This window comes from Apibacter adventoris (genome assembly GCF_002964975.1).
Classification (GTDB): domain Bacteria; phylum Bacteroidota; class Bacteroidia; order Flavobacteriales; family Weeksellaceae; genus Apibacter; species Apibacter adventoris.
The window spans coordinates 1-23,820 of sequence record NZ_PSZM01000042.1; the positions used below are offsets into that span (position 1 = coordinate 1).

Sequence of the window (23,820 nt, forward strand, 5' to 3'; positions counted from 1 at the left end):
GCGTGGTGGGTAGTTTGACTGGGGTGGTCGCCTCCAAAAGAGTAACGGAGGCTTTCAAAGGTACCCTCAGCACGCTTGGCAACCGTGCGTAGAGTGTAATGGCATAAGGGTGCTTGACTGCAAGACCAACAAGTCGAGCAGGTGCGAAAGCAGGACATAGTGATCCGGTGGTTCCGTATGGAAGGGCCATCGCTCATAGGATAAAAGGTACTCCGGGGATAACAGGCTAGTCTCCCCCAAGAGCTCACATCGACGGGGAGGTTCGGCACCTCGATGTCGGCTCGTCACATCCTGGGGCTGGAGAAGGTCCCAAGGGTTGGGCTGTTCGCCCATTAAAGTGGCACGCGAGCTGGGTTCAGAACGTCGTGAGACAGTTCGGTCTCTATCTATTGCGGGCGTTAGAATTTTGCGTGGAGTTGACTCTAGTACGAGAGGACCGAGTTGAACAAACCTCTGGTGTATCAGTTGTGCCGCCAGGTGCACTGCTGAGTAGCTAAGTTTGGAAGAGATAAGCACTGAAAGCATATAAGTGCGAAACTCGCCACAAGATAAGAATTCTTTTAAGGGTCGTGGGAGATCACCACGTTGATAGGCTACAGGTGTAAAGGCAGTGATGTCATAGCCGAGTAGTACTAATTACCCGTAGATTTCGTCCAAAAAAAGTACAGGTGAAGTAATAAAAACACAAATCAAATAAGCCTAGTATAAAAGGTGAGAAGTTTAAAAAATATTATATAAAATTCCATTAACAATATTTAGGGTGGTTATAGCTGCAGGGCTCACCTGTTCCCATTCCGAACACAGAAGTTAAGCCTGCCTAGCGCTGATGGTACTGCTAATTGCGGGAGAGTAGGTAGCCGCCAGTTTTTTAAAACAAAGTCTCACTTATATAATAAGTGAGACTTTTTTGTTTTTATAGGGTAAAAAAATAAGAAAAAAATAGGAATATAAGAGGGATTATAGGTTTAATTAGTTTTACAGTAAGTCTGATTATAAAAAGTCTATAAAGAAGGGTAATTCCGGGCTTATTATTGGAGTTATATTTTATTATTTAATTGATGAAAGGGGGAAGTTTGTTATTTTTTATGAATAATGATTATATTATTTAATAAAAATAATTACTTTTGGCGAGTAATAAAGATTTAAAGTATAATTGTTATATTTTTTCCTTAACCCTGGGAATTAAATATTATCATGTTTTTGTCTTATTTTATTGTAAATTATTTATATATTTGTTAATATCGTTAATAAAGTTACTATAATGGATAAAGTTCTTAAATTCCAGAAAGAAAATAAACAACGTTTTTTAGATGAATTATTTGAATTATTAAAAATTCCTTCTATAAGTGCAGATTCAGCATATTTTAAAGATCTTTTACATTGTGCAGATACTATTGCTGAAAATTTTAAACAATCTGGATTGGATAAAGTTCAAGTTTGTAAAACAAATGGTAATCCAGTAGTTTATGGAGAAAAAATAGTAAGTTCATCTTTACCTACTGTATTAATATATGGACATTATGATGTTCAACCTGCTGATCCTTTAGATTTATGGGATAGCGATCCTTTTAAACCTGTAATAAAAAAAACAAGTATTCACCCTGAAGGTGCTATTTTTGCTCGGGGTTCTGCAGATGATAAAGGTCAATGGTTTATGCATGTAAAAGCGTTGGAATCTCTTATTAAAACAGATTCATTACCTTGTAATGTAAAAGTTATTATTGAAGGAGAAGAAGAAGTAGGGTCAGTGAATTTAGAAGAATTTTTGAAAGCTAATATTAAAAAATTGTCTTGTGATATTATATTAATATCTGATACTCATATTTTTTCTAATAAAGTGCCAACTGTAACAACCGGTTTAAGAGGATTAAGTTATGTTGAAGTAATGGTAGAGGGTCCTAATAGAGATCTACATTCCGGACTTTATGGAGGAGCTGTCCCTAATCCCATTAACATTTTATCTAAAATGATTGCTTCATTAATAGATGAAAATGGGAAAATAACAATTAAAGGTTTTTATGATAATGTAGTTGAATTATCAAAAAAGGATAGAGAAGAAATTAATAAATTACCTTTTGACGAAGAGAGTTTTAAAAAATCTATTGGCTTAAGGGGAACAGAAGGTGAAGCCGGTTATAATTCTTTGGAAAGAACTTCAATTAGACCAACCTTAGATGTTAACGGAATATGGGGAGGATATATAGGAGAAGGTTCCAAAACTGTAATTCCTTCAAAAGCGTACGCTAAAATATCTATGAGATTGGTACCTAATCAGAACTCAAATGAAATTACTCGTTTATTTACAGAATATTTTATTTCCATAGCTCCGGAAAGTGTAAAGGTAACGGTAACCCCTCATCATGGAGGGAATGGGTACGTTTTACCAACTTCTGATCCGGGATATATTGCTGCTAAAAAAGCTATGCAAAAAACTTTTGAAACCGAAACATTACCTTACAGAACCGGAGGAAGTATACCCATTGTAACTTTGTTTGAAGAAATTTTGGGAGCAAAATCTGTGCTTATGGGATTTGGATTAGATACTGATGCTATCCATTCTCCTAACGAACATTATGGGCTTTTTAATTTTTATAAAGGTATAGAAACAATTCCATACTTTTTGCAGTATTATGTAGAAAGTAAAAAAAGTTAATTCATTTATAATCTATAAAGAATTTTATTTAATAAAATTTATAACATTTTTTTAGAAGTCAATCATTTAATATAGAAAATATAATTTATTAAAAATTATGAAAGAAATAAATTAATATTCAATTAACATATTGTTAGGGTTCTTTTAGCTATTTAATTAATAATTTTGTAAAATTAAACATATTTTAAGTTAATATGAACCCAATAAAACTTTATTCTTCACTAATTTGTATTTTATTTGTAACTATACTATTTGCTCAGCCCAAAGAAAAGAATAATTATTCATCTTCTTCAGTCAAACAAAAAGAATTTAGAGCGGTTTGGGTAGCAACTGTAGGAAATATAGATTGGCCTACCAAAACAGGATTATCAGCAGACCAACAAAAACAAGAGTTTTTAACAATTTTAGATAATGTACAAAAGTGGAAACTGAATGCTATTGTGGTTCAAGTTAAGCCTTCATCAGATGCTTTTTACAAATCTAAAATGAGTCCTTGGTCTAAATATCTAACAGGAAAACAAGGAGTAAATCCCGGATATGATCCTTTAGAATTTATGATTGAAGAAGCTCACAAACGGAATATAGAAATTCATGCTTGGTTTAATCCTTTCAGATTATCTGCAGGAAGCACTAATTTAAGTACTTTATCTTTAGATAATATAGCCTATAAACATCCTGATTGGGTGGTTAGATATGGGGATCAGCTATATTTAAATCCGGGAATACCTGAAGTATCGGATTATGTTATAGAATCTATAATGGAAGTTGTGAAAAACTATAATATAGATGGAGTTCATTTAGATGATTATTTTTATCCGTATAAAATAGGAAAGTTAGAATACCCAGATTATAAAGAATATGCAAAATATGGTGTTACATTTGCCAATAAATCGGATTGGAGACGAGATAACATTAATAAATTTATAAAAAAATTACATCAAAATATAAAAAAAGAAAAAAAGAGAATTGATTTTGGTGTGAGTCCTTTTGGGGTATGGAGAAATGTGAGTTCAGACCCTTTAAAAGGATCTAAAACCAGAGCATTACAAAATTATGACGATTTATTTGCAGATGTACTTTATTGGATGGAAAATAACTGGATTGATTATGTAGCTCCTCAGTTATATTGGCATAGGGGTAATTCTACAGCGGATTATACGACTTTAATTGAGTGGTGGAATAACGCTGCTAAAGAAACTAAAACAAAGTTATATGTGGGTTTGGCTGCTTACAGAGTGAGTGAATGGAAAAAAGAAGATGAATTAATTCAACAAATTTTTCTAAACAGAAACTTTACAGAAGTAAAAGGTAATATTTTCTTTAGTTATAGATCTTTAGTTCGTAATCCTAAAGATATTATAAATAGCCTTTTATCAGGACCTTTTGCATCCGAATAACTAATTTTATCTTCTTTATTATAATCTTCACTAATTAATGCGCTATCGACTTTTGTCATTTATTGTGTAAAATATTTATTTGTAGATAGGATGTATTTTAATTTTAAGTTTAAAATATACATTAATAAATTCTAAAAAAAGAATATATTAGCTATATAAACATAAAATTAATTACAATGGGGAAAATGAAAATGAATTCATGGCAATGGCAGAAAAAAGGAGAACCAGAAAATTTAGTTCTTAAAGAAAGTAATATACCTGAATTAGGTAAAGATGAAATATTAATTCAAAACACTTTTATTGGCTTAAATCCTGTAGATTGGAAGTTGATTGAAAATGGACATCCTGATTGGGAAATAAATCATATTCCTGGAGTGGACGGAACAGGAATTGTAATAAAAGTGGGTGATAATATGGAACATCTTCAATTAGGATCCAGAGTTTGTTATCATACTGATCTATCCAAAGCTGGAAGTTTTTCTACTCATACGATTGTGAAAGGGAATAGTATTATGACTATTCCAAATAATTTAAATGATGCAGCTGCTGCAGCTTTTCCATGTCCTTCTTTGACTGCTATTCAGGCATTTCAAAAAATACCCAGTTTACTCAATAAGATAGTTTTAGTTAGTGGTGCGGGCGGATCTGTAGGATATTTTTTAACTCAATTATTATTAGAATCGGGAGCTAAAGTGTATGTAACTGCAGGAAAATTGCACCATCAGGAATTTTTAAAAATGGGTGTATTAAAAGCATTAGACTATAAAGATAAAGATTGGAAAAAAGAAATGAAGAAGAGTTTGCAAGGGAATTTATTTGATGTGGTTTTTGATATGGTTAGTGGAGCTCATGCTGCAGGACTATTAGATTTAATCTCTTATTACGGACATATGGTTGCTATTCAAGATAGGATAAAAGAAAATTTGCTATCTCCATTTACTACCTGTGTATCCTTGCATGAAATAGCTTTGGGGGCATTTCATAAATATGCCAGTCAGCAACAAATTGCCCATTTAATGCAAAACGGAGAAAAATTATTATGTAAAATAAGAACAGGCATTCTTAAACAAAGAGAATTTAAAATTACGACTTTTGATAGTTTGCCTCAACATCTGGCAGAAATGAAAAAAAACAATTTATCGACTAAATATTTAGTCAAGATATAAAAAAATATAAAAAGAAGTTTAAATAGTAGCTATCCTGATTTCATGATAGCTATTTTCGTTTTTTATGATTCCAAAGATAATTTTTGAAAAAGTAAACAATTAATATAATTTATATATTCAGTTTTTTAGATAGATAAGTATAAATGATATTTATTTTATTAATTATTGTATTTATTTCACATAAAATATAATTAATTTATTTTAATTATATTTGTTTTTTATTTATATTAATAATTAATGAATCATAAAGTATATAAAATACAAAAAGGAGATACCTTGCATAGTGTTGCTGAAAAATTTCAACTTTCTACTGAAGCTCTTCGTACCTATCATAATTTGCATTGTGAATTATCAGACTTGCTTTCCGGAGAAGAAAAACTGCCCAGACATTTGGAAATAATATTGTTACCTGCCGGACAAATTACCGGAGGAGATAAATTTAAAATAAATACCCCTCTCTCTTTTGGGCATAAGGAAGAATACAAGATAGAGATTAAAAATTTGTTTCTGGTTAAAAATGATCCGATGAGTGAGAATCAAACCGAAAGTATATGGGAAATTTCAGAAAATAAAAATGCTCAGGTTGACATACAGGTTAAAGATAAAAAAATACATAAGTACGATACTCAGTTAAAAACACTTATTGAAGTTATAAATAAAATTAATGAATCTTCAGACCATTTACAAATAGCTTTGAATAAAGATGGAACCATTCAGAGTGTACTTAATAAAAATGAAATACTGGAGAGATGGGAAGAGATTAAATTTCAAGATGTGAAATTTTCTGAAATGCAGGATGATTTTGTGAAAATTATAGTAGAACAATACAATAAAGCTTTTCAGAATATATCAAAGCTTATAAAAGAAAATATGTTATATCAGGTAGTTTTTTGTCCTAAAAATGATCTGAGGTATCCTGTTCTTTATACACAACCTTTGAAAAAGAATATCGAAGTAAATTCGTTAATTTTTCCACAAAAAAATATATACTATGACTGGTCTTATACAGGCAAAGAGGAAAAAGAATACATACAGTTTAGCTTACAAGCAGATGTTCCATCTACCCGTTTGCAACATTTTAAAGAATTATACGAAAAAGGCTATGCTGCTATGTTGCAGTCACCTTTTAATCCTGAATTTAAGATAGAAGGAAAATACATGTTCCATAAACAAACGGGAAAATTAAAGCAGGCCTATGTATATGTTAAAGAACAAATGAGTAAAGAGTTGCTTTACATTGTACAATATAAAATAACCCGTATATCTTCTGATGAACCCGAAAATACGAAACCAAACATAAAAGATGAAACTATTCCACCCAATGAAGAAAAACCGAAAGCTTTTACCAGTCGTTTTTTGTTTGATTAGTATCAATATGCTGTTTATTTCCTGTTTAGATCCCATTCGGGATAAAAACCGCAAGCGGTATACCCCAGAATTTTGTTTTGAAGAAGCGTATTTACCTCTGGGCAGGGCTATATATAAAGGAGATACCCGAGAGGCAGAACGCCTGGTACGGGAAAAAAAGATAGATATAAATGCCCTGAGCCGCAAAAGCGGTTTCCGTTTTTTGTACTATGCCTGCCTGATGGAAGATCTGCCTATGGTAAAAAAACTACTCCAATTAGGGGCCGATCCGAATAAAATATCTTTAGATATAACCAAAGGCAATCCGCCTATAAAAGAAACCAATATTTCTTTTGCTGTAGCCCGAGGAAACGTAAAATTAACTAAGCTATTATTAGAAAACGGAGCCAATCCCAATACTTCGGTAGACTTATTACCTTTAAATGTAGCTATGACACATGACAATATGCAGGACTATCTCGATCTGCTTTTTAAATATGGGGCCGATGCTAATTATTTGGAATACGGAAGCTGTGAAAATGTGGCTCAAATAGCCTTAATTGGAAGGAAATTTGATTTGATAGATTATTTTTTGGATAAAGGATCTGATCCTAATTCTGTAGATAAAGCAGGATGGAGTTTGGCTTATTCTGTGCAACATGAATTGGAAAATTATCGGGGAACAGAGCAAGGTAGAAAAATACTGGAAAAAGTAAAAAATCGATTGCAGAACGAGTATAAGATCCAATTTCCGGTAGAAGCACAAAGAAGAAAAGGAATGGAAACTGAGATTAAACGTTATGAACAACTTCCTCAGGAAATAAAAGGGCTTTCGGAAATGAAAAATAGTGAAAAATATTTTCAGAGGGTAAGAGATTCTTTATCAGCAGGAAAAACGCTTACCGGACAACCTTTAACAAACTAATCTTATGAGCCGGTTGTATGTACCCGATGGAGCATTAACTAGCTGTTTAAAAGGGAAACATTGATTGGATCATTGTTAAAAATTAAATATACAAATACTAATTTCTTACTTATGAGAACTATATCTATATTTATAAAAATAATCTTAATTATAACCGGAATGAATGTATTATTATCATGTTTAGACCCTATTCGGGATAAAAACCGCAAACGGTATACCCCAGAATATTGTTTTGAAGAAGCGTATTTACCTCTGGGTAGGGCTATATATAAAGGAGATATCCGTGAGGCAGAACGTTTGGTACAGGAAAAAAAGATTGATATAAATGCCCTGAGCCGCAAAAGCGGTTTTCGTTTTTTGTATTATGCCTGCCTGATGGAAGATTTGCCTATGGTAAAAAAACTACTCCAATTAGGGGCTGATCCAAATAAAATATCTTTAGATATAACCAAAGGTACCCCCCCTGCAAAAAGCACAAATATTTCTTTTGCTGTAGGACGTGGGAATTTAAAATTGACTAAGCTATTGTTAGAAAACGGAGCCAATCCCAATACTCCGGTAGGCTTATTACCATTAAATGATGCTATGGCACATGGCAATATGCAGGACTATTTCGATCTACTTTTTAAATACGGGGCCGATGCTAATTATTTAGAGTATGGAAGTTGTGATAATGCCGCCCAGATAGCTTTATCCGGAAGACAATTTGCTCTGATTAATTATTTTTTGGATAAAGGATCTGATCCTCTTTCTCCAGATCGTTTAGGAGAAACTTTAGCTTTTTCAGTACAAGAGCAGTTAGCAGAGTTTAGAGGGACAGATAAGGCTAAAAAAGAATTGGAATCTATAAAAAAACGCTTACAGAATGAATACCATATCCAATTTCCGGTAGAAGCACAAAGAAGAAAAGGAATGGAAAATGAGATTAAACGGTATGAACAGCTTCCTCAGGAAATAAAAGATCTTCCGGGAATGAAAGATGATGCAGAATATAACCAAAAAGTAAAAGATTCTTTAGCTGCAGGAAAAACGCTTACCGGACAGCCTTTAACAAACTAATCTTATGAGCCAGTTGTATGTACCCGATGGAGCATTAACTACCTGCTTAGAAGGGAAAGCAAATTCGGAAATAAAAGTAACCTCCCAGTCTTCCGTTTATATAAATAATAAACTGAAGGCTACGGAAAACGATCGATTTAAAGATAATTTTCATTGCCAGAAAATGGTAAGCGGGTCTGCTTCCGTTTGCAGTTGGATAGGAGCTGCCGTAGGAGCATTGGGCGGACCGGTAGGTTCTTTTGTAGGGTATTTTGCCGGCAAGTTTGTCGGTGGATTATTGGGGAACCGTCTGGCTACCCAAACCCTGCCCAGCCTTTGTTCTTCGTTGTGCAAGCCTTCCCGTTGGACGGTCGTGCATCCTAAAGTCAAAATTTCCAAACAGAAAGCCTTACTGGAAAAAGCCAACCTTCGTTGCATGATGGGGGGTATTATTTATATTGTACTTCCCGATATGAATGTAGCCCTTACCCATGCCCGGCTGGCACAGGGGGCGTATACGAATGTAGACTTTGATAATCCCGAGAATAACTCGGAGATTGACGGTTTTAAGCCGGTAAGTGCAGAACGAGCGGAGGAAATTTTAGGGAAGGATTGGAAAAAATTACTAGATCAAGATGAAAAAAACGGGTTTTATGCTACGCTCTACGAAGATAAAAACGGGAATATGGTAGTGGCTTACCGGGGAACCGACCCCGGGGCGGGGATTAACGATATTAAAGAAGACTATATGCAGGCAATGGGGCTAAGTTCCGATCAGTATAATGCTTCGGTAAAATTAGCTAAAAAAGTACAGGACGCTAAAAATGCGGGAGATATAAAAGGCGATGTGAGTATTACCGGGCATTCCTTAGGAGGTGGGCTAGCAACTATTGCCGGTGCTGCCACCGGTTACCCTACCTATACCTACAATGCCGCTGCCGTGCACGAAAAAACCTATGAAAGAAACGGGATAGATGCCAACAATACCAAGCATATACAAGCCTATGTAGGAACCAAAGATCCCTTAAACGGATTACAGGATAACCGGGAAATGGTATTATCCGGCGGGGTATTGGCAGCACCTGTTCTTCCGGTACTGGGAGGAGCTGCGGGTTCGGCTGCGGGTACTGTGGTAGGTGGTTCGGCAGGAGCTATTGCCAGATCTACAACCTTAAATCCTGTTACTATGGGAAGTACTATGGTTGGGGGAGGATTTATAGGCAGCCAAGCAGGAGGTATGTTAGGAACAGCCGGAGGAGGGGTATTGGGCGGAGTGTTAGCCTTGTCGGGTATATGGGGTAATTTTACTGGAGGGTTGCCCCGGCAGCAGGGAATGCAGCGTATAGTAGTTCTACAGGATTGTTCCTGGCTGCAAGGACATTTTATAGGAGATATGATTACCGCAATGGAACAAATGCAGAAGCGTATGGGAACAGGAAACCCTGTAAAAGCAAACATGGAAATTACTCCCACTACCTTGAGCCGTTCCGAAATTCTGAAAGATTGGTGGAACGGGTATGACTATGAAGGTTCCGGTTGGGGGCATGGTCCCCGTCAATTATTAGCAGAATGGTTGGGAGTAGACAATAAAGTGAATAATCTGTTTGATGCCGGAATGCTTTCTATGCTACAGTTCGGAGAAGGACAAATATCCGGACAGGCTTTGGAAAAAGTGAAGAATGATCCGGCTATGGTAGCCAGGGAACAGGAATTAGTAAATCTGATAAAAAATGATCCACGATATGGTAATGAGGCTTTTTCTATAAAAGATGTTGACTTGGTATGTTTCGGAGGACAGCGGGCTCCGGGGGATATGTGGGATCAGGCTAAAGGATTTTGGAAAGAAGAATACCGCGATACCTGGAAAGTTGCCGGAAATGAATTAACCTGGATGGTTCGTAATACTAATGTAACTTCAGCGGCACAGGTGGCGGCTGATGGTACTATTACTATGAACCATAGCTTTTCCGATATATTCGATTTACGTCCGGGAGGAAGGAGCCATGCCTATAATACCATAACCGGAATTACCGGAACTGCATATCATGATGTGCTAGGAGGAAATGATCTGTTGCACCTTAATGCCGAATGGACATCAATAATTAAACCCTGAATAAGATGAATATAAAAAAGATAATAATAACAATAATAATTACAGTTAATTTTATTTCATGTACCCAGAATGAAAGTAAAAAACTAAATAAAACCCAAATGAATAAAGATCCCTTTTATACAGAAAATTCAGGATACGATTATATTCGTTTTCCTCTTATTAAGCCTTATGAAACCATATCATTAAATAAAGGGGAAGAATGGGCTATAAAGTCAGATTTTAAACCAAAAACTCCAGCTGAAATTGTAAAAGCATATGGAATACAGAAAATAAATATTCTATTAAGGAAAATAATTATTTGTTATTGTGAGAAATATCCGATTATAGGTGGAGAAGAATTCCCTAAAGCTTGGTTTATATTTATACCAGAGAAAAATATAAATAAAGGTTTTACCACAGAACAAGAATTTAGGGCTTATTTACAAACACAAGGAATACAAAAGGAGCAAATAGAGTGGAATACACCAAAAGAATTATATGAACAATTTTCAAAGACTTATTGCCTTTCCTGGATCCCCGATTGTAATTGATAATAGAAAATTTAATTCTATTATTTCTCTATTGAATAGTAGGAAAGAAAGAGGATAAATGTCGGATCTGTAAAAACAAAGACTTATAGTTATGTGAAAAAGTATGGGGAAAATTTTGTATTATGCAGGTTTAGTTAGTTATTAGTAAGGAATAATCAGTATTTCAATGATGAATAAGCCAAGTATTATAAATGAGTTTAAAGAGAAATATGTAAATTTGTAAGATTAATTTTAGACTTAACGAATGAATCCAAAATCCTTAGTAAAAGAACAAAGCATAGAGGCAATAAAAGCAGTATTCAATATAGATATGCCTGCTGTTGAAATTCAAATAACTAAAGATGAGTTTGAAGGAGATTATACTATAGTAGTTTATCCATTAGTAAAAGTGGTAAAACAAAAACCGGAAGATATAGCTACAAAATTAGGAGAGTATTTGGTAAAACTGAATATATTTACAGAGTTTACTGTAGTTAAAGGTTTTTTAAATCTATCATTAAATTCAGAATTACTAATTCAAACCATTGAAAATAATTATTCAGATAAGTATTTTGGATTCAGCAAGGAGAAAAGATCTAAAATTATGGTGGAGTATTCTTCCCCCAATACCAATAAACCTATACATTTAGGTCATATTCGTAATAATCTCTTAGGATTTTCAATTAGTAACATACTTAAAGCTGCCGGGAATGAAGTTCTTATGTCTCAAATTATAAATGACAGAGGTATACATATTTGTAAATCTATGATAGCCTGGCAAAAATTTGGAAATAAAGAAACACCGGAAACTAAAAAGACTAAAGGAGATCATTTAGTAGGGAAGTACTATGTGCTTTTTGATAAAGAATATCAAAAAGAAATAGCAGAAATGGTAACTACAGGAGTAGATAAAGAAGAAGCGAAGAAAAAAGCACCCATTTTTGTAGAAGCCCAAAATATGCTTAAAAAATGGGAAGATGGAGATAAAGAAGTAAGGGAGCTATGGCAAAAGATGAATTCTTGGGTTTATTCTGGTTTTGAACAAACCTATAAAAATTTAGGTGTACATTTTGATGTCGTGCAATATGAAAGTAATACGTATTTACTTGGAAAAGATATTATAGAGAAAGGACTAAAAAATGGAGTTTTGTTTCAAAAAGAAGATGGTTCTGTTTGGGCAGATTTATCTGAAGAAGGATTGGATCAGAAACTTTTGTTAAGAAGTGATGGAACTTCTGTATATATGACTCAGGATTTAGGTACAGCTGTAGAAAGATTTACCCATTATAATTTAGATCAATTAATATACACCGTTGGAAATGAACAAGATTATCATTTTCAGGTATTATTTTTAATCTTAAAAAAATTGGGATATAACTGGGCAAGCCAATTATATCATTTATCTTATGGAATGGTAGATTTGCCAAGTGGAAAAATGAAATCTAGAGAAGGAACAGTGGTAGATGCTGATGATTTAATACAAGAAATGATAAATACAGCTACAGAAATATCCGGAGAATTAGGAAAATTAGATGGATATTCTGAAGAAGAAAAAAAGAAAATTAACCAACAAATTGGACTGGGAGCTTTAAAATATTACATTTTAAAAGTTGATCCTAAAAAAAGAATATTATTTGATCCTAAAGAAAGTATCGATTTTAATGGAAATACCGGACCTTTTGTACAATATACATTTGCGAGAATACAGTCTATTTTAAGAAAAGCGGATACTCATACTATTGAAATAACATCTTATACATTAAATCAAACCGAAAAAAAACTAATTCTATTGCTGTCATCGTTCCCGGAAATAATACAAAAATCGGCAAATACTTTAAATCCATCTTTAATAGCGAATTATGTTTATGATGTTGTGAAAATATTTAATTATTTTTATCAAAATTATTCTATATTGAATGTAAAATATGAATCTGAAAAACAAATAAGATTGGCGCTTTCCCAATGGACAGGAAATGTAATTGAAAGTTCGTTAAATCTTTTAGGGATAGATTCTCCTGAACGAATGTAAGATGATAAATCAACTTGAAAAATTACTAAAACAAAAAGATATTAACCCCACAGCTATGAGGCTTTTGGTGTTAGATTATTTTTTAAAACAAGAAACAGCTATTTCACTTTCCGATTTAGAAACAGATTTTGATTATTCAGATAGGACGACTCTTTTCAGAACGTTAAAAACATTTGAAAAGAAAGGACTTTTACATAGCATTAAAGATGGGAACATAACAGTGTATGCCTTATGTACAGATAACTGCTCAGAAGAATTTCATGCAGATAGCCATATACATTTTTGTTGCTCTTCATGTAAAAAAGTTTTTTGTTTATCTAAAGTTAAAGCTCCGGATGTAGAAATACCTTCTAATTTTAAGCTTGAAAAATTAGATATCATAGCACACGGTTTATGTGCTGATTGTATTAAATAAATAGTATTTTATTATTATTTTCTAAGATCAAAATATAATTAAGTAATATAATAGATTAGAGAAAAAATTTCTGTACAATAGTTTGTATTGAAATAATTATGTATTCAATTCATAGAAAAATCTTACCTTTGTAAGGTATGGAAAACTTTGTTGTTTCAGCAAGAAAATACAGACCTTTAGAATTTGATTCTGTTGTCGGTCAAAGTCATATAACAGATACTTTAGAACATGCAATTGAAAATAATCAATTAGCTCAAGCTCTTCTTTTTTGTGGTCCAAGGGGAGTAGGTAAGACTACATGTGCCCGTATTTTAGCCCGTAAGATTAATGAAAAATTTGGAGAAACAGATGAAAATGATTTTGCTTTTAATATATTTGAACTAGATGCAGCATCTAATAATTCAGTTGATGATATAAGGAACCTTATTGATCAAGTACGTTATGCTCCTCAGGTAGGAAAATATAAAGTATATATTATAGATGAAGTTCATATGCTTTCAAATGCAGCATTCAATGCTTTTTTGAAAACTTTGGAAGAGCCTCCGGCTCACGCAATTTTTATATTAGCCACTACTGAAAAACAAAAAATTATTCCTACAATTCTTTCTAGATGTCAAATTTATGATTTTAAAAGGATTGAAGTAAACGATATAAAAGAACACCTGAAAAAAATAGCAAACGCTGAAAAGATTAATTATGAAGAAGATGCATTGCATATCATAGCGCAAAAAGCAGATGGAGGATTACGAGATGCTCTTTCAATATTTGACAGGTTAGTAACTTTTACCCAGAAAAATCTTACCATTGCTGCCGTAACAGAAAATCTGAGTATTTTAGATTATGAATATTTTTTTAAAATAACAGATTTAGCTTTAAAAAATGATATTCCAGAGATATTATTGTTATTTAATGCAATTATTAAAAAAGGATTTGATTCTCAGGCTTTTATTTCTTCTTTAGGTAGCCATTTCAGAGATTTAATGGTTTCTCAGAATCTGCAGACTCTTAAATTATTGGATGTAGGAGAAGCGACGAAGCAAAAATATTTACTACAGGCAAAAGAATGTACACCTAATTTTTTAATTCAAGCTATTGAAATATGTCATCAGGCAGATATTGATTTTAGAAATAGTAAAAACCCTAAATTGTCTATAGAAATAGCTTTAATGCAATTGGCTTCTTTAACTGCAGATGGACATATAGTAAATAAAAAAAAAAATTTAGAATAATTCCTCCTCATGGTTTCAAAACGGAACTAAAAAAACAAAACTTAAACTTAACGATTGACGAGAAAAAAGTAGAGGTAGTATATAAAGAATTACAAAAAGAAAGTAAAACGAAAGAAGAAGTAGACAGTAAAAAAGTAATTTCTCCAGTGAATCCTAAGTCCAAAAGTATATCAGTACTTTCTATTAAAGATTTTTTAAAAGCTTCAATGGAAGAAAAAGAAGAAGATTTAATTATAGATTCTTCTCAAAAAAGTAGAGATCAATTTGAAGAAAAAGATTTAAAATTATTTTGGAATCAATATTTGCAAAATCTTAAAAATAAACAACCTATATTATATAATGTTTTAAATACCACAAGTTGTCAGCTAAAAGAAAATTTCACTATTTTTTTTCAGTTTCCCTCTCACTCTTCATATGAAGAATTTGAAAGTTTGAGAGAAAATTTTTTTCAGAAATTAAAAAAACAACTAAATAACTACTCTATTATCTTTAATTACGAAATTAAGGAAACGCAAAAGAATATTTTTCTTTCAAATAAAGATAAATATGAAAAAATGTTAAAAAATAACCCATTACTGGAAAAATTGAAAAATGATTTTAAACTTGATATTTAAGATAATGTTAGCTAAATTTTTTAATTTTATTTCGATAATTTATTAGATATTTGTAGTCAACTATAACAATTCATATATAATGAAGTTAAATATACTTTTTTTTATAACTTTTTTAATGTCAGCTTTTGTTTGGGGACAAAGAATAACAAAATTAAAAACAGATGATGAGAGAGCCTCTTATGCATTAGGACTGAGTCTTGCGCAAAGTTTTAAACCACAAGGCTTAGATAAAAATATAAATTTAGACATAGTAAAACAAGCTATGCAAGATAAATTTGAAAATAAAAAATTACTTTTTCCTGAAGATTCCATACAGTCATTTTTTTCAGATTATATCCCTAGGCATATAGGAAAAATAGCTAAATTAAATGCAAAAGAAAGCAAGAAATTTTTAGATGAAAACAAGAAAAAGTCAGGAATAAAAGTAACAAATTCAGGCTTACAGTATATGGTTGAAAAAGAAGGAACAGGAGCTAAACCTACGGATAATGACTTTGTAAGTGTAAACTATGTTCTTAAAACTATAGATGGTTATGTAATAGAAGCTTCTAAACAAAATACAAATAATAAACCGGTAGAAATTTCATTATTAACGATAGTACCCGGATGGAAAGAAGGAATAAAATTAATGTCAAAAGGGGCTAAATATATTTTATATGTACCTTCAGATTTAGCTTATGGAGAAAATGGTCCTGCAGGTCCTAATCAAGCATTAATATTTGAAGTAGAATTAGTTGATTTTAAACCTATACCTGAAAATGAAAAAGATATAGAAGAGAGAGAATTAATTCCCTAATAATACGATAAATAATTAAAAAAATAATAAATGAAAAAAAGAATTATAGTCATTGCTTTATGTGTGTTTTCATTACCAGCATTAGCACAGAGAGTAACAGAGCTTAAAACAGACAAAGAAAAATTATCTTATTCTTTAGGTGTGAATATAGCCCAAAATCTTAAACAACAAAATATGGATAAAGATTTGGATGTGAAAATTTTTAATCAGGCGATGAATGATGTATTAAGTGGAACTAAGTTAGTATTCTCAGAAGATTCTATTAGTAAATTTATGAATAGATATATAAGTATTAAGAGAGAAGAGTATACTAAAAAAATTAAAGAATTAGGTGAAAAAAATAAGGTTATTGGACAAAAATTTTTAGAAGATAATAAGAAAAAAAAGGGAGTTATTACTACAGCTTCTGGATTGCAATATGAAATATTGACTAAAGGAAAATCTGTTGGAACTCCTAAACCTGAAGATATCGTTAAAGTAAAATATGAAGGTAGGCTTATAGATGGAACTGTTTTTGATTCTACACAAAACAATAATAATGGAGAAGCTATTGAATTTCCTCTAAATCGTGTAATAAAAGGATGGACAGAAGGCGTAGGTTTAATGACCAAAGGCTCAAAATATAGATTTTTTGTTCCTTCAGATTTAGCTTATGGAGAAAGAGAAGCAGGAACTAAAATAGAGCCTAATTCTGTTTTAATTTTTGATATTGAATTAATTGATTTTAAAGCAGCTCCTAAAGATGATGCATCAGAAGCTAAATAAAAAATAATAATATAAAGAGTTTAATATAATGATTAAAAAAACTATTTTAGTACTATTTACAGGAATATTACTTGTATCATGTAATAAAGAAAAGAAAGTAACAACTTTAAAAACAGATGATGAGAAAGCCTCTTATGCAATAGGGTTGAGCCTTGCACAAAGTTTTAAACCACAAGGCTTAGATAAAGATATAAATTTAGACATAGTAAAACAAGCTATGCAAGATAAATTTGAAAATAAAAAATTACTCTTTCCTGAAGATTCTATACAGTCATTTATGACAGCTTATATTCCTAAGCACTTAGAAAAGACAGCTAAAAGAAATACAGAAGAAAGCAAGAAGTTTTTAGATGAAAACAAGAAAAAATCAGGAATAAAAGTGACGAATTCAGGCTTACAGTATAAGGTTGAAAAAGAAGGAACAGGAGCTAAACCTACAGATGATGATTTAGTAAGTGTAAACTATGTTCTTAAAACTATTGATGGTACTGTAATTGAGGATTCTAAAAAAGCAACAGGCAATAAACCGGCAGATATACCTTTATCAAGAGTAGTACCCGGATGGAAAGAAGGAGTAAAATTAATGTCAAAAGGAGCTAAATATATTTTATATGTACCTTCAGATTTAGCTTATGGAGAAAATGGTCCTGCAGGTCCTAATCAAGCACTAATATTTGAAATAGAATTGGTTGATTTTAAGCCTATGCCTAAACAAGAAGCTCAGCAAGAAAATGGAGAAAAAATCACACCAGAACAAATGGAGCAATTAAAACAACAAATGCAGAAAGCACAACAAGGCCCAAAATAAAAGAAATTTTATAGAAATTAATTAAAAACTCTCATTTTAAATGAGAGTTTTTCTTTTTATAAAACTTTTATTCAAATAGCATTTATTAAATTTGCGGGTAAAATTTATACTCATGAAAAAAATACAAATGGTTGATTTGGTAAGTCAATATCAACCACTAAAATCACAGATAAATTCAGGATTTGAAGAAGTTTTGAACTCAGCAGCTTTCATCAATGGACCTCAGGTTAATTTGTTTTCAGATAATTTAGAAAAATATTTAGGAATAAAACATGTTATTCCATGCGGAAATGGAACAGAAGCTTTACAAATCGCTTTAATGGCTTTAGAACTACAGCCGGGAGATGAGGTAATTACAGCAGATTTTACTTTTGCTGCCACTGTAGAAGTTATAAATCTATTGAAATTAGAGTCCGTTTTAGTAGATGTAGATTATGATACTTTTACGATTAATCCGGAATCTATAAAAAAAGCCATTACTCCTAAAACTAAGGCAATTATACCGGTTCATCTATTCGGGCAGTGTGCAAATATGGAAGAGATACTTAAAATAGCTGACGAGCACAATCTTTATGTGATAGAAGATAATGCGCAGGCTATAGGAGCTGATTATAAATTTAAAAATAATACTATAAAAAAATCTGGTACTATGGGAATTATCGGTGCAACTTCATTTTTTCCATCTAAAAATTTAGGATGTTATGGAGATGGGGGAGCAATTTTTACTGATAATGATGATTTAGCCCACAAGATTAAGGGCATTGTTAATCATGGTATGTATAAAAGATATTATCATGATGAAGTGGGAGTAAATTCTAGATTAGATAGCCTGCAAGCTGTGGTGCTAAATGCAAAATTACCTTTATTGGATTCTTATAATGAGAAAAGAAGAAAAGCTGCTGAATATTATGATAAAGCTTTTTCAAATCATCCTAATTTAATTACACCGGTCAGAGCAGAAGAGTATACTACTCATGTATTTCATCAATATACATTAAAAGTAGTAAATGCAGACAGAGATGCTTTACAAAAATATTTGTCAGAAAAACAGATACCAGCTATGATTTATTATCCGGTACCGTTGAGAAAACAAAAAGCATATGATAATGGCAAATATAAAGATGAAGATTTTCCTATGACTAATAAACTTATAGATCAGGTTATATCCCTACCTATGCATACAGAATTAGAAGAAGAGCAGTTAGATTATATTATAAAAAATGTATTAAACTTCTTTATATAGAGATGGATAGATTCTAAAAATATTTGTTTTTAGAAATGATATTTTTGAAAAAGATATACTTTATGCTATATTACTCATTCATAGTAAATTATATATAGAAATTTTTTTCAAGAAAAAATTGATATAAAATTTAAATAAATAAAAAATAATTATTTGGGGGTCTAGCCCCCTTTTTTTGCTAAATATATTATTACAGAGTGGAGGAACGTGTAAAATATATTAAAATAATAATCCCTGATTATGTAATTTTATAATTTCATGATAAGGTATATATTTTTTATTAAAAATTATTATTTATTTAATTTTAATTATAAGTAAAACTAAATAAAAACTATTATTTTACTTAATAAATTTATAATATCTTGCTCCCATTAAAAGGGGTTGAGTATTTTCAATTTTTTCTAATATATACTCATTTGAAGGAGAAATAACCGAATTTTTTAACTCTTTTTTATGTAGTAAATGATATGTATCAATATCTATAGCTTGGCAATTTTCCATAGATTCAAACAAAGATATTTTTTTAGTAATAGTTTTCCATTCTTTTTCAATGGTTCCTTCAAATACCTTAGATTTTGAACCACTACCATAGGCTAAAAAACCAAATTTTTCATCAATAATATTATTATTATTTATATAATGATAATATAGAGTAGAAAGCAACGCCATAAAAATAGATCCGGTATACATATTTCCGATATTAGATGAGGCAATTTCAGCTGGACCAAATTTCTCTTTAACGAACGAAAGGTAATTATCAGATTTTCCAATTTCTTTAAGCTGTTTTGCATAATCTTCAGAGTCGTTCGAAAGAGAAACCTGAAGTTCTGAATCTAAAGCAAATATTTCTGAAAACATTCTTCTTCCTTGGTAAGAGTAAGGTAAGTGAACAATGATGTTTTTCCAATGAGAGTATAAAGTTTGAGTTTCTCCTATTTTATTTTTTAAATCAAAATAAGCTCCCTTAATTCGATTTTGATAACAAAAATTAGAGTATTGTCCGTCAAAAACGGGTTGTTCTTTAAATAATTCAATTTCATTTTCTAAAACGCCAAACCATTCAGGATTAGAATTATTTCCGGTTACTTCTGTTTTAGAAAGTACTCTTTTGGGTTTAAAAAAGTCAAAAACCCCTTGAGCACTTATCCCTATTTTATTTTCAATAGAAAGTACCCTAGGATTAGCAGAAAGTAATAAAGCTACTGCACCAGCTCCTTGTGTATATTCTCCGGTAGAATAAAGATCATATTTAGCAAAATCTGTACAAATAATAATAGCTTTTTTATCAGTATTTACTCTAATAAAATCCAATGAATTATGCATAGCATCTATTCCGCCAATGCAGGCAAAAGTAAGATCTAAAGCATCACAATGTTCAAAAGAATTTTCGCCGAATTCTTTCTCCAAAATTGATAAAAGATAAGAGGCTATAGGTTTAGAAGAATCTATTCCGCTTTCACTTCCTACATAAATACGACTAATATCTGAAGGCTTTAAATTTTCTTGAATCATTAATTTTCGTAGGGCATTTGCAGCAAAAACTATTACATCTTGATGCACATCTGGAAAAGTCATTTTTATTAATCCTAATCCTTTTTCCAGCTTTTCAGGTTCGATATTACGAGCAATAGCAAGATCTTTTATTGGAAGATAAATTTTAGGAATATCAAATGAAAAGGCATCAATTCCTACTTTTATTTTTTGATTCATATTATTTTATAGTTTATAATTACAAAAATAATAAAACTAAATTGACTACTTAGATGATTTTTCTACTAATTATAGATTTAATAAAGATATTTAGAGAAGTATTAACTATTTATTTTTTATAATATAAAATTTGATTTTCGATATATTTAATTTTTCCATTTTGATTATAGGCAAGTCTTTCAATCCAATTGCCTTTGGAATCGTTTATATTTTTATAAAAACTAAAATCGATCATAGAACCTAGATTTGAAAGATAAGAACCGGAAGTATATGTAAGCAGAAGATTATTATCATAAGTCCAGTAACTAATAGTTATTTTTTGGGGTTTTTCAACCATTTTCTTATATATCAAGTTTCCTTTCACATCATATTTATATATAATTTTACTAAAAGACGAAGCGAGATTATAGTTTATTTCTTTAGTTTTTGAGTCTTGAGAATTAGTGATTTTTATACTATCTATAAAATATTTATTATTATCCATTTTATATTTTGCTGTCCATATTTCTTCTTTGTCCATATATGTAATAAAGTTGAGTGTTTTCGTAAAAGGGAGTTCTTTATAATTTTTAATTATGATTTGAATTACTTTATTATCTTTTATGCTAAAGATAATTTCTTCTTTTAATTCTTTAAGAGCACTATATTTCTTTATTAATGTAACAAATCCACTATTATTAAATTTATAAAAGGATGATTCTATTAATTCTTTAATACTTACCGTATCACCAAATTTTTTAGGTACTGATGTATATTTATTTATTACCAAAGAATCTATAATTCCATTATTTCCTAAAAATAAAGGATAAGAATGAGGAAATTCATGATTTTGACTTAAAACAAAAGAATAAAAAAATATATATATTAAAGTAAATTGAATTTTCATTATATTATTTACATATAAAGTTAATTTTATAATTGCTAAAATAGATAATTTTTTTTAAGGAGAAAATACTACTTGACAGAATAACTATATAAATTATTAATTTTGCATTAATATAAAATAAACATTCAGAATGGGACAGTTACAGAATGAATTCTTTGAATATCAGGCAAAAACCACTTTTTATGCTTCAGGTTTTGAAGTTGAAAAAGCAATAGGTAATTATATTTATGGGAAAGACGGAAAGGCTTATTTAGATTTTGTTGCAGGAGTATCTGCCAATACATTAGGACATTCACATCCAAAAATTGTTCAGGCAATTAAGGAACAAGCCGAAAAATATCTTCATGTAATGGTATATGGAGAATATGCGTTGGAAAAACCGGTGCAGATATGTAAAATATTAGCAGAAAATTTACCATCACCTTTACATAGAACCTATTTAGTAAATTCAGGAACTGAAGCAATAGAAGCATCTCTTAAACTAGCAAAAAGATATACTGGACGTCAAGAAATTATTTCTTTCATAGATGCTTACCACGGGAATACTCAGGGTTCTTTAAGTGTTGCAGGAAGAGAGACTAACAAAATACCTTTTCAGCCATTATTGCCGGGAATTTCTTTTATAAATTTTAATAAAGAAGAAGATCTTAAAAAAATTACTGAAAAAACAGCTTGTGTTATTGTAGAAACTATACAGGGAGCGGCAGGATTTATTACACCGGAAAAAGATTATTTATTTAAACTAAAGAAAAGATGTGAGCAAGTAGGAGCTTTATTGATATTAGATGAAATTCAACCCGGATTTGGTAGAACAGGTAAACTTTTCGCCTTCCAATGGTATAATGTTGTACCGGATATTTTGGTAATGGGAAAAGGAATGGCAGGAGGTGTCCCTATCGGGGCTTTTATGGCTTCTGCTGAGATGATGGATAGTTTGGCAGATCATCCTAAATTGGGACATGTTACTACTTTTGGAGGTAATCCTTTACCCGCAGCGGCTGCTTGTGTAGTGATGGAAGAACTTCTTACAACAGATCTTATGGAACAGGTACATGAAAAAGAAAAATTATTTAGAGAAAAATTACAACATCCGGAAATTATTTCTATAAATGGAAGGGGATTAATGTTGGCTGTTCAATTAAAATCACCAGAGTTTACTTTAGCAGTGGCAAAAAAATGTATGGAAAAAGGGTTGATTGTATTTTGGCAATTTTATAAAAATGAATATATGAGGATTTCTCCACCTCTTACTATTACTAAAGAAGAAATTATAAAAGGATGTTCTATTATCTTAGATTCAATAGAAGAAGTGGCAAAGCAATAATATATGTCAGTAACAATATAATTCAAATTTAAAATACTATTTTTAACTTTACTTTTTTAACAGTAAATAAATTATAATATATGTCAACACCGCACATTCAGGCAGAGATTGGAGAAATTGCAAAAACAATATTAATGCCCGGAGATCCATTGAGAGCAAAACATTTGGTAGAAACTTATTTAGAAAACGTAAAGCCGTTTAATTCCGTACGTAATATGTTAGGATATACCGGAACCTTTAAAGGCAAAGAAATATCTATTATGGGGTCAGGTATGGGTATGCCCAGTATCGGGATTTATTCTTACGAATTATATTCTCAATATAATGTAAATAATATTATAAGGATCGGATCGGCTGGTTCCTATGTAAAAGAAGTCAAATTATATGATGTTGTTTTAGCAGATAGTGCATATAGTGAATCTACATATGCAATGGTACAATCAGGATATCAAAAAAATATAACCTTTCCTTCTGAAGAGTTAAATGCGGCAATATTAAAGAAATCTCAGGAACTAAACTTAAATATACATACTTCTTGTATACATTCTAGTGATGTATTTTATATGGAAGGTGATAATAATTATAAAGAATTAGTTGATAAATATAATTGCAGTTGTGTGGAAATGGAAAGTTTTGCTTTATTTCATAATGCTCGGGTATTAGGTAAGAAGGCGGCATGTTTATTAACTATATCAGATTCATTTATTACTCATGAGGTAATTTCTGCAGAAGCTAGGCAAAAATCCTTTGATGCTATGATGAAATTAGCATTGGAAACTTCTATAGAATTGTAAAAATATTTTTTCTATAAAAAAAGGTTATTACAAACTAAAGTAATAACCTTTTTTTATGA

General features: G+C 31.1%; 20 protein-coding genes and 2 rRNA genes. 20 read left to right on the top strand and 2 right to left on the bottom strand.

Going from position 1 to position 23,820, the window contains the following annotated elements:
* From C4S77_RS08610 to C4S77_RS08695, 18 genes are all read left to right on the top strand, one after another.
* A 23S ribosomal RNA gene (locus C4S77_RS08610) occupies nt 1–657 on the top strand; the annotation flags it as partial.
* A 99-nt stretch (nt 658–756) separates the two neighbouring features.
* Nucleotides 757–866: ribosomal RNA gene (gene rrf / locus C4S77_RS08615) — 5S ribosomal RNA — on the top strand.
* A 395-nt stretch (nt 867–1,261) separates the two neighbouring features.
* Entirely contained in the window at nt 1,262–2,653 is a 1,392-nt protein-coding gene (locus C4S77_RS08620; RefSeq protein ID WP_105247200.1) for a dipeptidase, read from the top strand.
* A gap of 194 nt (nt 2,654–2,847) precedes the next feature.
* On the top strand, nt 2,848–4,050 hold the full coding sequence (locus C4S77_RS08625) for a glycoside hydrolase family 10 protein (protein WP_105247201.1): 1,203 nt from the start codon (nt 2,848–2,850) through the stop codon (nt 4,048–4,050).
* Between the two features lie 191 nt (nt 4,051–4,241).
* Nucleotides 4,242–5,216 carry an alcohol dehydrogenase catalytic domain-containing protein gene (locus C4S77_RS08630; protein WP_181042856.1) on the top strand — a complete coding sequence of 325 codons (975 nt, stop codon included), beginning with the start codon at nt 4,242–4,244 and terminating at the stop codon, nt 5,214–5,216.
* A 237-nt stretch (nt 5,217–5,453) separates the two neighbouring features.
* Nucleotides 5,454–6,584, top strand: a complete 1,131-nt coding sequence (locus tag C4S77_RS08635) for a LysM peptidoglycan-binding domain-containing protein (protein WP_105247203.1) — start codon at nt 5,454–5,456, stop codon at nt 6,582–6,584.
* Nucleotides 6,538–7,488 carry an ankyrin repeat domain-containing protein gene (locus tag C4S77_RS08640; RefSeq protein ID WP_181042857.1) on the top strand — a complete coding sequence of 317 codons (951 nt, stop codon included), beginning with the start codon at nt 6,538–6,540 and terminating at the stop codon, nt 7,486–7,488. Before C4S77_RS08635 ends, C4S77_RS08640 begins: the two co-directional genes overlap by 47 nt.
* A gap of 159 nt (nt 7,489–7,647) precedes the next feature.
* Nucleotides 7,648–8,547 carry an ankyrin repeat domain-containing protein gene (locus C4S77_RS08645; RefSeq protein ID WP_181042858.1) on the top strand — a complete coding sequence of 300 codons (900 nt, stop codon included), beginning with the start codon at nt 7,648–7,650 and terminating at the stop codon, nt 8,545–8,547.
* A gap of 4 nt (nt 8,548–8,551) precedes the next feature.
* Nucleotides 8,552–10,639: a PAAR-like protein gene (locus C4S77_RS08650; RefSeq protein ID WP_105247206.1), complete on the top strand. Its 2,088-nt coding sequence runs from the start codon at nt 8,552–8,554 to the stop codon at nt 10,637–10,639.
* Nucleotides 10,640–10,644: 5 nt separating this feature from the next.
* A complete protein-coding gene (locus C4S77_RS08655; protein ID WP_105247207.1) occupies nt 10,645–11,169 on the top strand; it encodes a hypothetical protein in 525 nt (174 codons plus the stop codon).
* 244 nt (nt 11,170–11,413) lie between these two features.
* Nucleotides 11,414–13,177 (top strand): arginine--tRNA ligase, encoded by a 1,764-nt coding sequence (gene argS, locus C4S77_RS08660; protein WP_105247208.1) that lies wholly within the window; start codon nt 11,414–11,416, stop codon nt 13,175–13,177.
* Between the two features lies 1 nt (nt 13,178).
* On the top strand, nt 13,179–13,592 hold the full coding sequence (locus tag C4S77_RS08665) for a Fur family transcriptional regulator (RefSeq protein ID WP_105193730.1): 414 nt from the start codon (nt 13,179–13,181) through the stop codon (nt 13,590–13,592).
* Between the two features lie 137 nt (nt 13,593–13,729).
* A complete protein-coding gene (dnaX, locus tag C4S77_RS08670; RefSeq protein WP_105247209.1) occupies nt 13,730–14,821 on the top strand; it encodes a DNA polymerase III subunit gamma/tau in 1,092 nt (363 codons plus the stop codon).
* 146 nt (nt 14,822–14,967) lie between these two features.
* Nucleotides 14,968–15,435, top strand: coding sequence for a hypothetical protein (locus C4S77_RS08675; RefSeq protein ID WP_146106083.1), 468 nt, complete (start codon nt 14,968–14,970; stop codon nt 15,433–15,435).
* A gap of 115 nt (nt 15,436–15,550) precedes the next feature.
* The gene (locus tag C4S77_RS08680; RefSeq protein WP_181042859.1) at nt 15,551–16,231 is read left to right on the top strand and encodes an FKBP-type peptidyl-prolyl cis-trans isomerase N-terminal domain-containing protein; all 681 of its coding nucleotides are present in this window, start codon (nt 15,551–15,553) and stop codon (nt 16,229–16,231) included.
* 30 nt (nt 16,232–16,261) lie between these two features.
* Entirely contained in the window at nt 16,262–16,996 is a 735-nt protein-coding gene (locus C4S77_RS08685; RefSeq protein ID WP_105247212.1) for an FKBP-type peptidyl-prolyl cis-trans isomerase, read from the top strand.
* 28 nt (nt 16,997–17,024) lie between these two features.
* Nucleotides 17,025–17,804 (top strand): FKBP-type peptidyl-prolyl cis-trans isomerase, encoded by a 780-nt coding sequence (locus C4S77_RS08690; RefSeq protein WP_105193725.1) that lies wholly within the window; start codon nt 17,025–17,027, stop codon nt 17,802–17,804.
* A gap of 112 nt (nt 17,805–17,916) precedes the next feature.
* Entirely contained in the window at nt 17,917–19,047 is a 1,131-nt protein-coding gene (locus C4S77_RS08695; protein WP_105247213.1) for a DegT/DnrJ/EryC1/StrS family aminotransferase, read from the top strand.
* A gap of 339 nt (nt 19,048–19,386) precedes the next feature.
* Here C4S77_RS08695 and C4S77_RS08700 read toward each other — a convergent pair whose 3' ends face one another.
* Entirely contained in the window at nt 19,387–20,745 is a 1,359-nt protein-coding gene (locus tag C4S77_RS08700; RefSeq protein ID WP_105247226.1) for a hydroxymethylglutaryl-CoA synthase family protein, read from the bottom strand.
* 121 nt (nt 20,746–20,866) lie between these two features.
* Nucleotides 20,867–21,643, bottom strand: coding sequence for a hypothetical protein (locus C4S77_RS08705; RefSeq protein WP_105247214.1), 777 nt, complete (start codon nt 21,641–21,643; stop codon nt 20,867–20,869).
* A 130-nt stretch (nt 21,644–21,773) separates the two neighbouring features.
* On the opposite strand from C4S77_RS08705, the gene C4S77_RS08710 reads away from it, so the two are divergent.
* Nucleotides 21,774–22,967 (top strand): aspartate aminotransferase family protein, encoded by a 1,194-nt coding sequence (locus tag C4S77_RS08710; RefSeq protein WP_105247215.1) that lies wholly within the window; start codon nt 21,774–21,776, stop codon nt 22,965–22,967.
* An 80-nt stretch (nt 22,968–23,047) separates the two neighbouring features.
* Nucleotides 23,048–23,761 (top strand): purine-nucleoside phosphorylase, encoded by a 714-nt coding sequence (deoD, locus tag C4S77_RS08715; RefSeq protein ID WP_105247216.1) that lies wholly within the window; start codon nt 23,048–23,050, stop codon nt 23,759–23,761.
* Nucleotides 23,762–23,820 lie beyond the last annotated feature (59 nt).